The 15,021-nt window shown below is 34.6% G+C and carries 16 protein-coding genes; 12 read left to right on the top strand and 4 right to left on the bottom strand.

Translation table 11 applies throughout. The features are described from left to right. Positions 1-58: 58 nt before the first annotated feature. From LBV24_RS03905 to LBV24_RS03855, 11 genes are all read left to right on the top strand, one after another. Positions 59-553: a F0F1 ATP synthase subunit B gene (locus LBV24_RS03905; protein WP_224477290.1), complete on the top strand. Its 495-nt coding sequence runs from the start codon at positions 59-61 to the stop codon at positions 551-553. Between the two features lie 6 nt (positions 554-559). Next, on the top strand, positions 560-1,096 hold the full coding sequence (gene atpH / locus LBV24_RS03900) for an ATP synthase F1 subunit delta (protein WP_224477289.1): 537 nt from the start codon (positions 560-562) through the stop codon (positions 1,094-1,096). A 33-nt stretch (positions 1,097-1,129) separates the two neighbouring features. Beyond that, entirely contained in the window at positions 1,130-2,710 is a 1,581-nt protein-coding gene (gene atpA / locus LBV24_RS03895; protein WP_224477288.1) for a F0F1 ATP synthase subunit alpha, read from the top strand. Between the two features lie 53 nt (positions 2,711-2,763). Beyond that, entirely contained in the window at positions 2,764-3,624 is an 861-nt protein-coding gene (atpG, locus tag LBV24_RS03890; RefSeq protein WP_224477287.1) for an ATP synthase F1 subunit gamma, read from the top strand. 158 nt (positions 3,625-3,782) lie between these two features. Next, positions 3,783-4,310, top strand: coding sequence for a hypothetical protein (locus LBV24_RS03885; RefSeq protein ID WP_224477286.1), 528 nt, complete (start codon positions 3,783-3,785; stop codon positions 4,308-4,310). A gap of 114 nt (positions 4,311-4,424) precedes the next feature. Beyond that, on the top strand, positions 4,425-5,885 hold the full coding sequence (locus LBV24_RS03880; protein ID WP_224477285.1) for an oligosaccharide flippase family protein: 1,461 nt from the start codon (positions 4,425-4,427) through the stop codon (positions 5,883-5,885). 3 nt (positions 5,886-5,888) lie between these two features. Then, a complete protein-coding gene (dut, locus tag LBV24_RS03875; protein WP_224477284.1) occupies positions 5,889-6,323 on the top strand; it encodes a dUTP diphosphatase in 435 nt (144 codons plus the stop codon). A gap of 29 nt (positions 6,324-6,352) precedes the next feature. Further along, on the top strand, positions 6,353-7,372 hold the full coding sequence (locus LBV24_RS03870) for a sugar phosphate nucleotidyltransferase (RefSeq protein ID WP_224477283.1): 1,020 nt from the start codon (positions 6,353-6,355) through the stop codon (positions 7,370-7,372). A gap of 87 nt (positions 7,373-7,459) precedes the next feature. Further along, positions 7,460-8,773 (top strand): tetratricopeptide repeat protein, encoded by a 1,314-nt coding sequence (locus tag LBV24_RS03865; RefSeq protein WP_224477282.1) that lies wholly within the window; start codon positions 7,460-7,462, stop codon positions 8,771-8,773. Next, the gene (locus tag LBV24_RS03860; RefSeq protein ID WP_224477281.1) at positions 8,774-9,565 is read left to right on the top strand and encodes a DUF4292 domain-containing protein; all 792 of its coding nucleotides are present in this window, start codon (positions 8,774-8,776) and stop codon (positions 9,563-9,565) included. Positions 9,566-9,615: 50 nt separating this feature from the next. Next, positions 9,616-10,788, top strand: a complete 1,173-nt coding sequence (locus LBV24_RS03855) for a murein hydrolase activator EnvC family protein (protein WP_224477280.1) — start codon at positions 9,616-9,618, stop codon at positions 10,786-10,788. A gap of 58 nt (positions 10,789-10,846) precedes the next feature. Here the strand turns inward: LBV24_RS03855 and LBV24_RS03850 are convergent, their stop codons facing one another. The 3 genes from LBV24_RS03850 to LBV24_RS03840 are packed head-to-tail and all read right to left on the bottom strand — an operon-like array spanning position 10,847 to position 12,619. Continuing rightward, entirely contained in the window at positions 10,847-11,062 is a 216-nt protein-coding gene (locus LBV24_RS03850; protein WP_224477279.1) for a DUF6515 family protein, read from the bottom strand. Between the two features lie 55 nt (positions 11,063-11,117). After that, on the bottom strand, positions 11,118-11,627 hold the full coding sequence (locus LBV24_RS03845) for an acyl-CoA thioesterase (protein ID WP_224477278.1): 510 nt from the start codon (positions 11,625-11,627) through the stop codon (positions 11,118-11,120). 53 nt (positions 11,628-11,680) lie between these two features. After that, entirely contained in the window at positions 11,681-12,619 is a 939-nt protein-coding gene (locus LBV24_RS03840) for an HU domain-containing protein (protein ID WP_224477277.1), read from the bottom strand. Between the two features lie 108 nt (positions 12,620-12,727). On the opposite strand from LBV24_RS03840, the gene dprA reads away from it, so the two are divergent. Next, complete coding sequence (dprA, locus tag LBV24_RS03835; RefSeq protein ID WP_224477276.1) at positions 12,728-13,831, top strand: DNA-processing protein DprA; 1,104 nt, start codon at positions 12,728-12,730, stop codon at positions 13,829-13,831. Between the two features lie 165 nt (positions 13,832-13,996). On the opposite strand, the gene trpS is transcribed toward dprA, so the two are convergent. Beyond that, a complete protein-coding gene (trpS, locus tag LBV24_RS03830; RefSeq protein ID WP_224477275.1) occupies positions 13,997-14,968 on the bottom strand; it encodes a tryptophan--tRNA ligase in 972 nt (323 codons plus the stop codon). Positions 14,969-15,021: the final 53 nt, after the last annotated feature.

Below are 15,021 nucleotides of genomic sequence, written 5' to 3'. Positions count from 1 at the left end.
GAAGTAACGGTTGGTTGCTTCTGTATTTTTAAAATTTAAGTTATTTAAATAGAATAGAATGGATTTAATTACACCAGAATTTGGACTTGTTTTTTGGACTTTAATAACGTTTTTAGTCCTACTTTTTATATTAAGAAAATTTGCATGGAACCCAATCTTAGGAGCGGTTAGTGAAAGAGAAGAAGGCATCAAGGATGCTTTAGCTTCTGCTGAAAAAGCGCGCCAGGAAATGGAAAATCTTCAAGCTGATAACGAGCGTATTTTACAAGAAGCTCGTGCAGAACGTGAGGCAATGCTAAAAGATGCTCGTGAGATGAAAGCTAAGATGATTGCTGATGCAAAGGACGAAGCTCAATCTCAAGCAAGTAAAATGATAGAGCAAGCTCAAGCAGCAATTGAAAGTGAGAAAAAGGCAGCAATGGCAGAATTGAAAAGCCATGTTGCAGGTCTATCTATTGAGATTGCAGAAAAAGTTGTCCGTGACGAACTATCTAACAAGGACAAGCAGTTAAAGCTTGTTGAGAATATGTTAGGTGAAACGACTTTAAATTAATAATTGATGGCAGGATCAAGAGCAGCAATACGATATGCTAAAGCAGTACTTAGTTTAGCCTCTGACAATAAAGTGGCTGACAAAGTCAATGCAGATATGAAGCAAATTGCTTCTGCAATTGCTAGTAATAGTGATTTAAGCGCAATGCTTCAAAGCCCTGTGGTTAGATCTTCAGATAAATTGTCGGTTTTAAAGGCTGTGTATGGAGACGCTAATAATGCAACTACAAACTTGATTAACACCTTAATTACAAACAAGAGAATTGCTTTGTTGGGTGATGTGGCAAACAAGTACAATCATTTATATGATGCACTTAGAGACACTCAGGTTGCAAAAGTTACCACAGCAACTCCTTTAACTAAAGACTTAGAAAAGAAAGTTTTAGCTAAAGTGAAGGAACTCACGGGTAAATCAACAGAGATAATTAATACAGTAGACGAGTCTATTTTAGGAGGATTCGTTTTGCGAGTTGGTGACTTACAGTATGATGCAAGTATTGCCAACAAATTGAATAAATTAAAAAGAGAATTCACATTAAATTAAAAGCTTACAGTAGTAGCTAAAGACTAAAATAAAATGGCAGAAGTAAAACCAGCTGAAATATCAGCAATCTTAAAACAACAACTTTCAGGTTTTGAAGCAGGTGCTTCATTAGACGAAGTAGGAACAGTATTAACTGTTGGTGATGGTATTGTACGTGCTTATGGACTTTCTAATGCACAATACGGAGAATTAGTAGAATTCGAAGGTGGATTAGAAGGAATTGTACTTAACCTTGAAGAAGATAACGTTGGTATCGTATTATTAGGTCCTTCAAAAGAAATTAAGGAAGGTGCTACAGTAAAAAGAACTAACCGAATTGCATCTATTAAAGTAGGTGAGGAAATGGTTGGTCGTGTAGTTGATACATTAGGTAACCCAATAGATGGTAAAGGACCAATAGGAGGTGAATTATACGAAATGCCATTAGAGCGTAAAGCTCCAGGTGTAATTTTCCGTCAACCAGTTGATGAACCATTACAAACGGGTATAAAATCTGTAGACGCTATGATTCCTGTAGGTAGAGGTCAACGTGAGTTGGTAATTGGTGACCGTCAAACAGGAAAGACTACTGTTTGTATTGACACTATTTTAAATCAAAAGGAATTTTATGATGCAGGTGAGCCTGTATTTTGTGTATATGTTGCCGTAGGTCAAAAAGCTTCAACTGTTGCAAACATTGCTAAAACCTTAGAAGATAAAGGTGCACTAGCCTATACTGTTATTGTAGCAGCAAACGCATCAGATCCTGCTCCAATGCAAGTTTACGCACCATTCGCAGGTGCTGCAATTGGTGAGTATTTTAGAGACACTGGTAGACCAGCTTTAATTGTTTATGATGATTTGTCTAAGCAAGCGGTTGCTTATCGTGAGGTGTCATTATTATTACGTCGTCCTCCAGGACGTGAGGCGTATCCTGGTGACGTATTCTACTTACACTCAAGATTATTAGAACGTGCAGCTAAGGTTATTGATGATGATAGTATTGCTAAGAACATGAATGATTTACCAGAATCATTGAGACCGCTTGTAAAAGGTGGTGGTTCTTTAACAGCTTTACCAATTATTGAGACTCAAGCTGGTGACGTATCTGCATATATCCCAACAAACGTAATTTCTATTACTGATGGTCAGATTTTCTTAGAATCAGATTTATTCAACTCTGGTGTACGTCCTGCAATTAACGTAGGTATCTCAGTATCACGTGTAGGTGGTTCAGCTCAGATTAAATCTATGAAGAAAGTAGCAGGTACTTTAAAACTAGATCAAGCTCAATTCCGTGAATTAGAAGCATTTGCTAAGTTTGGTTCTGACCTTGATGCAGCAACGCTTAACGTAATTGAAAAAGGTAGACGTAATGTTGAAATTTTAAAGCAAGCTCAAAATGATCCATTTACAGTTGAGGATCAGGTAGCGATAATCTATGCTGGTTCTAAAAACCTATTAAGAGAGGTACCAGTAGAGAAAGTAAAAGAATTTGAAAGAGATTACATCGAATTCTTAAATACTAAGCATAGAGATGTTTTAGATACATTAAAAGCTGGTAAATTAACAGACGAGGTTATTGATACATTAACTAGTGTAGCAAAAGATTTATCTGCTAAGTTTAAGGCTTAAATAAAAAGAAATGTCACTCTGAGCTAACGCAAGGAGTCTTTATAAACTAAAGAATGGCAAATTTAAAAGAAATACGTAACAGAATATCATCGGTGTCTTCAACGATGCAGATTACCAGTGCCATGAAAATGGTATCTGCTGCAAAGTTAAAAAAGGCTCAAGATGCTATTACTGCAATGCGTCCATATTCTAACAAGTTAACTGAGTTGCTTCAGAGCTTAAGTGCGACTTTAGATGCCGATAGCGGAAGTAAATTTGCAGACCAAAGAGAGGTAAACAATGTATTAATTGTTGCCATTACTTCTAATAGAGGACTTTGTGGTGCATTTAATTCAAATGTTATCAAAGAAGTAAATGCTCTTATGAGCGATACTTATGCTGATAAGAATGTTTCAGTTTTAGCGATTGGGAAAAAAGCAAATGATGCTTTTTCAAAAACAGGTAATGTTATAGCAAATAAAAGTGAAGTCTTCGATGACTTAACTTTTGAAAATGTTGCAGAAATTGCTGAGATGATCATGGATAAGTTTATTCATGCAGAATTTGATAAAGTAGAATTAGTGTATAACAGCTTTAAAAATGCTGCAACTCAAATCATAATGACAGAGCAATTTTTACCAATTGTACCTGTAGAAAGTGATGCAAGTAATAACTTAGATTATATCTTTGAACCTTCTAAGCAAGAAATTGTAGAGACATTAATTCCTAAATCCTTAAAGACTCAATTATTTAAAGGAATTAGAGATTCTTTTGCTTCTGAGCATGGTGCGCGTATGACAGCGATGCATAAAGCGACAGATAATGCAACAGAGTTAAGAGATCAGCTTAAGTTAACATATAACAAAGCACGTCAAGCTGCAATTACTAATGAAATCCTTGAGATAGTAGGTGGAGCTGAAGCCTTAAATAATTAGAAATATCATTTATTCATAAAAAAACCCCAACTCTTTTGAGTTGGGGTTTTTTGTTTTTCAATACAAAATCATCTTGTATTTTATCGACGAAATGCAATAATTACCGATAATATATATTTTTATTATATTGTCATCCCAAATCTTAACCTAGTTATGTAATGAAAAAGTTATTTAAACCACTCTTTTCTCTAAGCTTCGTATTGTTGTTTTTACTATCATATCAATGTGCAAGCCCAAAAGAAACAACAGTATTCCAACAACAAACTGAGTTTAAAATTAATAAAGTATATTTTCAAGAATGGTATGCTGGTATTGATGTCGGTGGCACAGGAGTAAATATTTTTGTACCTATAGTTAGTAAACCAGATTACATTGAAATTGATAGTGTATTTTTCAGAAATTTAAAAGGCAAATTAGTAGAAAGAGGAGGGCGTTATGCTGCACTTTTGAAAAATAAATCTAAAGCATATGTTTTCAATCCAAATAATAAATCGGATCAATATCCATTTATACTTAAGGATAATGAGTGTGTAGTAAGTTATATTGAAAATAATGAAACCAAATACATAAAAATACAGCAACCTAAAGAATATGCTGGGACTTATTATGAAAATGGGGCGCCATCATTATATATAAGACCAAAAGGTAATAGCTTTGCAACCTTAGATGATGATAATGAAAATTAGAAGAATAAAAATAGCATACAATAAGCCTCGCTAAAATAAGTGAAGCTTTTTTATTGTGTATCACCAATGGTCAATATATATTTAATATTTTTGGACATCCTTATAATTGACTAATTGAGCGCATTCAAATCACTTTTTAAGCAAACATTTATTTATGGTTTGGCCACAGTCTTACCAAGAATGTTAAGTTTTTTATTGGTGCCATTATATACTAGTGAAGCGGTATTATCAAGTCCCGCTGAATACGGGAAGGTGTCCGTAATATTCTCATACTTCGTCTTATTTAATGTCATATTGGCCTATGGTATGGAAACAGCCTTTTTCAGGTTTTTTAACAAGGAGGAAGACAAGGAGAAGGTAATTGGTACCTCGACAGTTTCATTACTAATTTCGTCACTAGGGTTTTTTGTTATTGCCTTGCTTTTACAGGATCGAATTTCCAATTTCATTGATATAGATGTAAAATATATTAACCTAGTTATTTGGATATTACTTTTAGACGCCTTGGTAATTATTCCATTTGCATGGCTAAGAGCAAATGAAAAACCAACGCGATATGCCATTATTAAAATAGTGAATGTATGTGTTAATATTGGTCTTAACCTATTTTTCTTGTTAGCACTTAAAAATGTTGCATCTACAAGTGGTTTATTCGAAACAATTTACAGACCTAATTTTGAGATTAGTTACATCTTTATAGCCAACCTTGTTGCTAGTGCGTTTACACTGGTTTTAATGGCATCATTTTATATAAAGCTCAAATATAAATTTGATAGAAATTTATGGAAACAAATGATGCGTTATGCATTACCAGTTTTAATTGCAGGGATTGCCTTTTCAATTAATGAAACCTTTGACAGAATCCTATTAAAAGAGTTATTACCATCTGATATTGCAGAAAATGAAATAGGAATGTATTCCGCATGTTACAAATTAGCCTTGTTTATGACGCTTTTTGCAACGGCTTATCGTCTAGGAATAGAACCCTATTTTTTCAGTCATGCAAAATCTGAAAACCCACAAAAAAACTATGCAAATATCCTAGAGTTTTTCGTGGCATTTGGCTCAATAATATTGTTGACAGTAGTTGTATTTGCTGATGTCTTAAAACCATTTATAATTAGAAGTGAGGCATACTGGGAAGCCATGTGGATTGTGCCAATAATACTATTAGCTAATTTCTGTTTAGGAATTTACCATAATCTATCAGTATGGTATAAGATAACTGACAGAACAAAGTTTGGCGCCTATATTTCTGTAGTTGGTGCACTTGTAACTCTAGTTATTAATCTAATGTTTATTAAGACTTATAGTTATAAAGCTTCTGCTATTGCGACACTTATCGCTTATGCTTCGATGATGATGTTATCCTATTATTTTGGAAGAAAATACTATCCAATACCTTATAACTTAAAAAAAATAGGATTGTATTTATCTGTTTCAATTGGTTTATCAGCCATGTCATTTTACCTATATCGAGAGAATTATGTTATAGGAATTGTAATGTTAGTTGTATTTTTGGGAATGGTTATTTTGTTGGAAAAGAACCAACTAAAACAAATCTTAAAACAATAATTCATGAAAATTAAAATTATAAATAAATCCAGGCACGACTTGCCACATTACGAAACCATTGCCTCTGCTGGCATGGATTTAAGAGCAAGTTTATCTGAAGCCAGAATATTAAAGCCTTTAGAACGCACCATAGTTGGTACAGGACTGTTTATTGAACTACCCATTGGTTATGAAGCACAGGTAAGGCCTCGCAGTGGATTAGCGGCCAAAAAAGGAATTACGGTATTAAATGCACCTGGTACTATCGACGCAGATTACAGAGGAGAAATAGGAGTAATTTTGGTGAATTTGTCTAATGAAGATTTCACTATTCAGAACGGAGAACGAATTGCGCAATTAGTAATTGCCAAACATGAGAGAGCAGAATGGGAGTTGACAGAAACACTTACTGATACTGAAAGAGGAGAAGGCGGTTTTGGAAGTACCGGTACCAAATAATCAACCAATCAAATTAAAAAAATTCTAAAATGAAAATAATAGTCCCAATGGCAGGTCGAGGCTCACGTCTTAGACCACACAGTTTAACAGTTCCAAAACCTTTAATACCCGTTGCAGGGCAACCTATTGTCCATCGCTTAGTAAAGGATATTGCTAAAGTCTTGAAACAACCTATTGAAGAAATCGCATTCGTATTGGGTGACCCAGCATTTTTTGGCGATGATGTGGTTGATAGCTTAACTGTTTTAGCTGAAGATTTAGGTGCTAAGGCCTCGATTTACAGACAAGATCAACCTTTAGGTACGGGTCATGCCATTATGAGTGCAAAACCATCCTTGTCAGGTCCTGCGGTTATCGCTTATGCAGATACCTTGATTAGAGCGGATTTTGAGTTAGACCCTTCAGCAGATAGTGTTATATGGACAAAACGTGTTAACAATCCAGAAGCATATGGTGTTGTAAAGTTAGATAGTAATGAAAACATAGTTGAACTCGTAGAAAAGCCTCAATCTTTTGTAAGTGACCAAGCAGTTATTGGGATATATTACTTTAAAGATGTTTCTGTTCTTAAGGACAAACTTCAAGAGGTATTAGACCAGAATGTTATGAACGGCGGTGAATATCAAATAAACGATGGTATTAAGCGTATGATGGCAGACGGCAGAATTTTTAAAACAGGTGCTGTTGATGAATGGATGGACTGTGGCAATAAGACTGTAACTTTAGAAACTAATTCAAAGATGTTGGCTTTTTTAGAAGTCGATAAGGAAGAGCAACTAGTAGATAATTCAGTAGTACTAGAAAATTCTACAGTAATAAAGCCATGTTTTATAGGTAAAGGGACTGTTTTGCGCAATACAACTATTGGCCCAAACGTTTCTATTGGTACGGATTGTATAATTGAAAACAGTAGCGTTAAAAATAGCTTAATTCAAAACCAAACAACCATTATAAACGCTAATTTAGACGAAGCTATGATTGGTAATCATGTTAAGTATAATGGTGAGTTTACTAAAATTAGTATTGGAGATTATACTACAATGGAATAAAATTTGAAGTCTACATTTTAATGTTAGACAAAATGAAAGGTGAAATCAGCTAAATACATATTTATATTTCTAATCGGTATTTTTTTAATGCCTCATATATCTTTTGCTCAAGTAGACTTTAACAAAAGACCCGATGACGATTTAGGAAATGTTGAAGACGAATTTCAAGAATACTTTTTTGAAGCCCTAAAGCAAAAGGGTATTGAAAATTACGATAGAGCAGTTGATGCGCTCCAAAAATGTTTAAACCTAGACAGTAAGCGACCGGTAATTTATTTTGAACTTGGCAAAAATTACAACAAGCTTAAGAATTATGGTGCTGCCGAAGATGCCTTAAAAAAAGCGGTAAGCATGCAACCTGACAACGAATGGTTTTTAGACGAACTATATGACGTTTATTTTCAACAAGACGACATCAATAATGCCATTAGAACCATTAAGCAATTGGTAAAATATCATCCTGATTATAAGGAGGATTTGGCAGCCTTGTATGTAAGAGAGAAAAAATACAAACAAGCGTTAGATATATTAGATGAACTAGACGAACAATATGGTCTCAGCGAAGCAAGAGATGCAATGCGCAATGATATATACAGTATTACAGGAAATGCAGATGACCGAATTGAAAATTTAGAACAACGCATAGCTAATAATCCAAATAATGAAGAGAATCATCTCAAATTAATATATAGATATAGCCAAACTGGTGATAAGAAGAAAGCCTATAAAGCAGCTAAGAATTTATTAAACATTATGCCAGATTCAAAGTTTGTTCACTTGGCTTTATACAAGTTCTATTTACAGGATGGAGAAGTAGACAAGGCTATTAATTCGGTGAAGATTGCGCTGAATAGCCCAGAAATTAATGCAGATGCAAAAGCAAAAGTACTTAAGGATTTTGTGAGTTTTGTTTCAAAAAATCCAGAATATGAAGCAGATCTTGTTGAGATAACCTCACAAGTAGATGATAATAAAGATGCTCAAACACATTCTGATTTAGGTCAATATTATTTAAAGGCTGGAGACAAAGTTAAAGCACTTGCAAACTTTAAAGAAGCATTAAAACAAGATCCTAATGACTTTAAGTTGATTAGGGATGTATTGCTCTTACAACTAGACATGAAAGATTATAAATCAGTAGTTGCAGAAAGCAATGAGGCCTTAGAATTGTATCCTGCACAACCAATATTATACTTGGTAAATGGCGTTGCCAAAAATCAATTAGGTCAAAATAATGAAGCTATAGAAAGTTTAGAAACAGGTATAGATTTTTTAATAGACAATCCAAAAATGGAAGCTGATTTTTACTCAGAATTGAGTTTAGCATACAAGGCCTTGAATAATATTACCAAATCAGAAACGTTTGCTAAAAAGGCACAAGCTATTAAAGCACAACAATAAATGAAATTTACCCAAGCATATAGATACTTTACCATAATCTTACTAGTTGTTGGATTTATTTCGGCAGTTGGCTGTAAGTCAGCTAAAAGTGTTATTGCCTCAGGAGAGGCAAGTGACAAACTTTCTGCGAAACAGGTAATTAAACAGCACCAAAAAAAGGATGCTAATTTCAAGACCATGCAAGCCAAGGTTAGAATAGATCTAAGACAAGGCCAAAAAGAACAAGGTCTTACGTTTAACTATAGAATGGAAAAAGATAAGGCCATTTGGTTAAGTGCACCGTTAGGATTGGCAAGGATGATGATAACTCCTGACAAGGTTAGATTCTATAACAAACAAGACAATGAATATTTTGATGGCGATTACGCTTTGCTTAGTGACTTTGTAGGTGTTGAATTAGACTTTGATAAGGTTCAGAATATTTTGTTGGGTCAGGCCATTTATAATTTAAAGGAAGAACCACATATGGTTGAGGTTTCAGAAAACTCATATGCACTACAGCCAAAGGATCAAAACGCCCTTTTAGAATTGTTCTATCTCATCAATCCATCTCATTTTAAAATGGATAGTTTGCAATTGTATCAACAATTGAAAAAACGATTTTTACAAGTCGATTATGCGTCTTATCAAGAAGTAAAATCTCAGATACTTCCAAAGGATATTAAAATTATTGCGGTTGAAGATGCTGATGAGGTTGGTGTATCCTTAGAATTTAAGTCCGTATCTATTAACGAAGCAGTTAGATTTCCATTTAAAATTCCCGCTGGTTATAAAGAAATAGTGATAAAATAATGACTATCACTCGCACATATCTTTTTATCTTATTTAGCCTGTTTCTTTCAATGAATTTTGCCCATGCTCAAAGTGCAAAACAAAAAGCATTAGAGGCAGAAAGACAGCAGAAACTCAGGGAAATAAAACAAATTAATGCTTTATTATTTTCTAATAAAAAGGAACAAAAATCTGTAATTACCCTTATTGAAGATATTAACTATAAAATTAGCGTTAGAAAAAATCTAATAAGAATCACCAATGAACAGGCTAATTTACTTACGCGTGAGATAAACTCTAATCAAAAGGAAATAACAAGCCTGAGAGCGCAATTACAAGAGTTAAAAGACGATTATGCCGCAATGATTGTAAAATCTTATAAGAGTAAATCTGAGCAAAGCAGAATCATGTTTTTATTGTCTTCAGAAAACTTTAAACAAGCCTATAAGCGCTTACAATACCTCAAGCAATATACAGACTACCAAAAGGAACAAGGAGAAGCCATAAAAGCAAAGACCGAAGAGTTGCAAGAATTAAATATTAAACTCACGCAACAAAAAAAGGACAAACAAAAGTTAATTGAAGAAAATAGAGTTGCCAAACGAAAGCTTGAAGATGAACTAAAAAACCGAGAGGTACTAATGGCGTCTATAAAATCTGATATGAGCAAGTTTAACGCTCAGATCAAGAAGAAAAGACAAGAAGTAAGGGAGTTAGACAAAGAAATAGACCGACTCATTAAAGAAGCCATCGCGGCCTCTAATAAGAAAGCTGGTAAAAAGACATCAACAGGTAAATTTGTATTGACACCTGAGGCTAGGAGACTTGCCTCAAATTTTGAATCTAACAAGGGTAAATTGGGTTGGCCAGTTTCTAGAGGAGTAATTAAAGGAAAGTTTGGAAGACAACGTTCTTTAACTGATAATACCGTTACCCAAAACTATAAGAGTATTTATATTGCTACCGAAGAAAATGCGGAGGTTAAGTCTGTATTTAATGGTGAGGTTTCAGGGATACTTGTTGTTAAAAACGGAAATCCTGCAGTGATGATAAGGCACGGTAATTATTTATCAGTTTATATGAATATGTCCAAGATATATGTAAAGAAAGGAGATAAGGTTACCACAGGACAAGCCATTGGTCAAGTTTTTACAAATAGAATTAAAGGAGAAACCTTGCTTGGGTTTAGAATATATAAAAACGATCAGGTTATTAATCCAGAACCTTGGTTGGCTAAATACTAAAAAAATTCCCTAACATTTCGCTAGGGAATTTAACTACTAAACTAACTCAAACTAAAATTTAGAGACGGACTACTACGAAACCGTTTTTGGTTTTTCTATGGTGTCTACCATTGAAAACGTAGTAGCGTTTGCCGTTAACACGAACAATTTTATATTGTCTTGGTAATTTCTTTACAACCGTTACTGTTGCTGGTTGTTTTACAACCACTTGTCTTGCGCAAGAAGTAGTGCTAAGCGCAAAAGCTAAAACTAAAGTATAAACTAGGTATCTCATCATTAATAAATTTGGTTTAATGATAAGACTGAGTAATATTAAAAAGGTTTAAAAGCTACTCAAAAATCGCTTTTAGCTCTGTAGCATCTTGTGGCTTCATCTTACCGGCAAGTACAAGGCTTAATTGCTTTCTTCGCAATGCGCCATCAAAGCGTTCTTTTTCGAGATCTGTTTCTGGAATCAACTCAGGGACTTTTATAGGTCTTCCCGTTTCGTCTACAGCAACAAAGGTATAAATAGCCTCATTTGCTTTTATGCATTCTCCAGATTCTCTGTCTTCAATCCAAACGTCTAAATAGACTTCCATAGAAGATGTAAAAGCACGAGACACTTTAGCCTCTACAGTGACTACACTACCTAAAGGAATAGCTCTGTTAAAAGCAACATGGTTTACAGAAGCAGTCACTACGATACGTCTTGAGTGGCGTCTTGCGGCTATACTTGCGGCTCTATCCATTCGTGCAAGAAGTTCACCACCAAAGAGGTTGTTAATAGGATTGGTTTCACTAGGTAAAACAAGGTCCGTAACTACAGTTTTAGATTGAAATGCTGTTTTGGGTTGCATAAAGTTTCGAAATTTATGCAAAGATAAGGTGCTAAAAGTTAAATAGTAGTAGCTTAATCTAATTTCTTGATCAATAACCAAGCGTCGCGGTTATGTTCTCGGCGGATTTTTCGTAGCGCACGTTGTGCTTCAGCTCTGGTTTCAAAACTTGAGTAAACCACCTCATGCAGTCCATATCGGTTAACACCAATTTTTCTAGCCTTATATCCTTTAGCTTTTAGTTGGTTTACTTTTTTAATAGAATTAGCTTCAATTCTAAAAGCACCTGCAACAATATGGTAATTACCACTTTGCTTTTCGAGTGAGAGTGTTGCAGCTGGTAAAGGATTACTGATTACAAATGTTGCTTCTTGTACCTTGGCATCTAATTGAGCATTTGCTTCTTCTTGGGCAATCTGGTTATGGTTTTCTATACTATTATTATAATAGTTATAACCAAAATAGCCTCCTAAGCCTAAAACCAAGACCGCTGCAGCAGCATACTTTAACCAATTAGTGTTAGATCGTTTCTCTGGAGTTAGTGCAATTGGCGCAACAGATTCAACTTTTTCTGCCTTTTCCTTGTAAACTTCTCTAGTTATTGATTCTGAAGAATAATGTGATAAACCGAAAGCATCAGTTAAATAATTGATATGATTAGATGGCTCAAAAACTATCTTTCCATCACTATTTAAAATAAGCTCACCAATATTCTCAAACTGAATGGTTTCACCTTCAATTAAATAAGACTTAATTGAACGCACTTGTTTAGAAACTTTATTTAACGCATTGTTGTAAGGTATCTTTTCTACCTCGGCAATGTAATTAGCTATAAGACCATCATTGCTTTGCAACTGCTCGTTAAAAGACAATACTTTTTTAGGTGGATAAAACGTATGTGTAGACTCATGTATTTTTGCCGATACACGATTAGTTAAAAAAGCACCAAAACCTGGGACTGTAACACAGTCGTAACGGTATAGTAAATCACTTATGTAAGTTTCTAGTTGCATACAGAAACAAAGTTAAAAATTTTTGTTTTTGATGAAAGTTTGTTGGAGTATAGTTATCAACATCGGAAAATTTTAGTTTCTTGCGTTTTGCAATTCAGCAATTTACCAATGACCGAACAACAATTAATTTATACTCTAGCGCTTCAACACGTGCCAAAAATAGGTGCAACTACGGCCAAGAAACTCATAAATCATTGTGGTTCTGCGGAGGCAGTATTAAAGGAAAAGAAGTCTAGCCTTCTAAAAATAGATGGTATAGGAACGGTTACCATCGATGGGCTTTTTGATGCAGTTCACATTAAAGAGGCAGAGTATGAACTCAAATTCATTAAAGATAATAATATTGAGACTCACTATTTTACTAGTGATTCTTATCCCGAAAGATTAAAGCATTGTATAGATGGTCCCATAGTTTTGTTTCAGTCAGGTAATATAAACTTGAAGGAACAATACATAATTAGTATTGTTGGCACTCGTAAGATTACTACAAACGGGATTGCATTTTGTGAGAAATTAGTTGAAACCTTATCACCATATAATCCTGTAATAGTGTCTGGCTTTGCCTATGGTACAGATATCACAGCTCAAAAAGCTGCAGTAAAACACAATTTGCAAACTATAGGTTGCTTAGCTCATGGATTAAATCAGATATACCCTAAGGTTCATAAAAAATATGTGGCCGATATTGAACGTCATGGTGGGTTCTACACTGATTTTTGGAGTACGGATAATTTTGATAGAAATAATTTCCTAAAGCGTAATAGGATAATAGCTGGCTTGTCTGAAGCAACCATCGTTATTGAATCAGCAGAAAAAGGCGGAAGTTTAGTCACTGCAGATATTGCCAACTCATACAATAGAGATGTATTTGCCGTACCAGGAAGAACAACAGATAGTCAAAGTGTAGGTTGTAATAATCTTATAAAACAGCAGAGAGCACATTTATTATCCGATCCTTTAGACGTGCCCTATTTATTAAATTGGCAACTCGATACTAATGAAAAACCAACAGTACAAAAACAGTTATTTGTAGAATTAGATGATAATGAGAAAATCATCTACAATTATTTAAAGGACAAAGACAAGGAATTATTAGATGTTATCGCAGTAGATTGTGATATCCCAAGCTATAAAATTGCAGGATTATTGCTGAATATGGAACTGAAAGGTGTAATTAGGCCCTTGCCAGGTAAATTATTTGAAGTCATTTAGAAGATTTTATCAGTTTAATTATATAAATAATACTGGCTATTATAATTACTAAGGCCGCATATGCCAGCCAATCCATTTTTTGAGCATCCATTATTCTAGACATAATTAGCAGAATCATGGCTAGGATTGTAAGTAAAGGACTTATCAGTTCTTTTTTCATATAGCTTAATATCCTACCTTTTCTCTAACACGCTTTAATACAGAGTCTGCCACTTCTTTAGCTTTAGAGGCACCTTTTGCCAAAGCCGCATCTATTTCCTTCAGATTTTCCATGTAGTATGTATACCGTTCTCTAGGTGCAGCAAAACGATTAATTATGAGTTCAAACAACGCTTGTTTAGCATGACCGTATCCATAATTACCACCTTCGTAATTTGCTTTCATAGTTGTGACATCAGCTTCGTTGGCTAAAATACTATAAAGAGCAAAACAGTTGCAAGTAGACCAGTCTTTAGGGTCTTCTAGTGGTGTACTATCTGTTTTAATAGACATTATTTGCTTTCGCAATTTCTTTTCAGGTAAGAAAATATTAATGGTGTTGTTTTTACTCTTACTCATTTTTGCACCATCAGTTCCAGGAATAAGCATTGTGTCCTTTTGAATATCTGCCTTTGGCAAAACAAAAGTTTCGCCACCCATTTTAGCATGAAAACGAGATGCAACATCGCGCGTCATTTCTATATGTTGCTCCTGGTCCTTACCTACAGGGATTATATCAGAGTCGTACAACAATATATCTGCCGCCATAAGCATAGGATATGTAAAGAGCCCTCCATTTACATCATCTAATCGATCTGCTTTATCCTTAAAACTATGGGCAAGTTCTAACCGTTTAAAAGGGAAGAAACAATTTAAATACCATGCAAGCTCAGTAACCTGAGGCACATCACTTTGCCTGTAAAATACAGTGCTGTCTATATCTAAGCCAAATGCTAACCAAGTTGCCGCTGTAGAATAGGTGTTACTGCGTAATACTTCAGCATCTTTAATTTGGGTTAAAGAATGAAGATCTGCAATAAACAAAAAGGAGTCATTTGCCTCATCCTTAGCTTTTTCAATAGCTGGGATAATAGCGCCTAAAATATTGCCCAAATGTGGTGTTCCTGTACTCTGAATTCCTGTTAGTATTCTTGCCATGTCAACATCCTGTTTTAGCAGGATTTCTTTTAAATGTTAAACGAAGAGCAAAG

Source organism: Winogradskyella vincentii (assembly GCF_020166345.1).
Lineage (GTDB): Bacteria > Bacteroidota > Bacteroidia > Flavobacteriales > Flavobacteriaceae > Winogradskyella > Winogradskyella vincentii.
The sequence above is the reverse complement of the archived record's forward strand: the minus strand, read 5'-3'. Positions and strand labels throughout refer to the sequence as shown.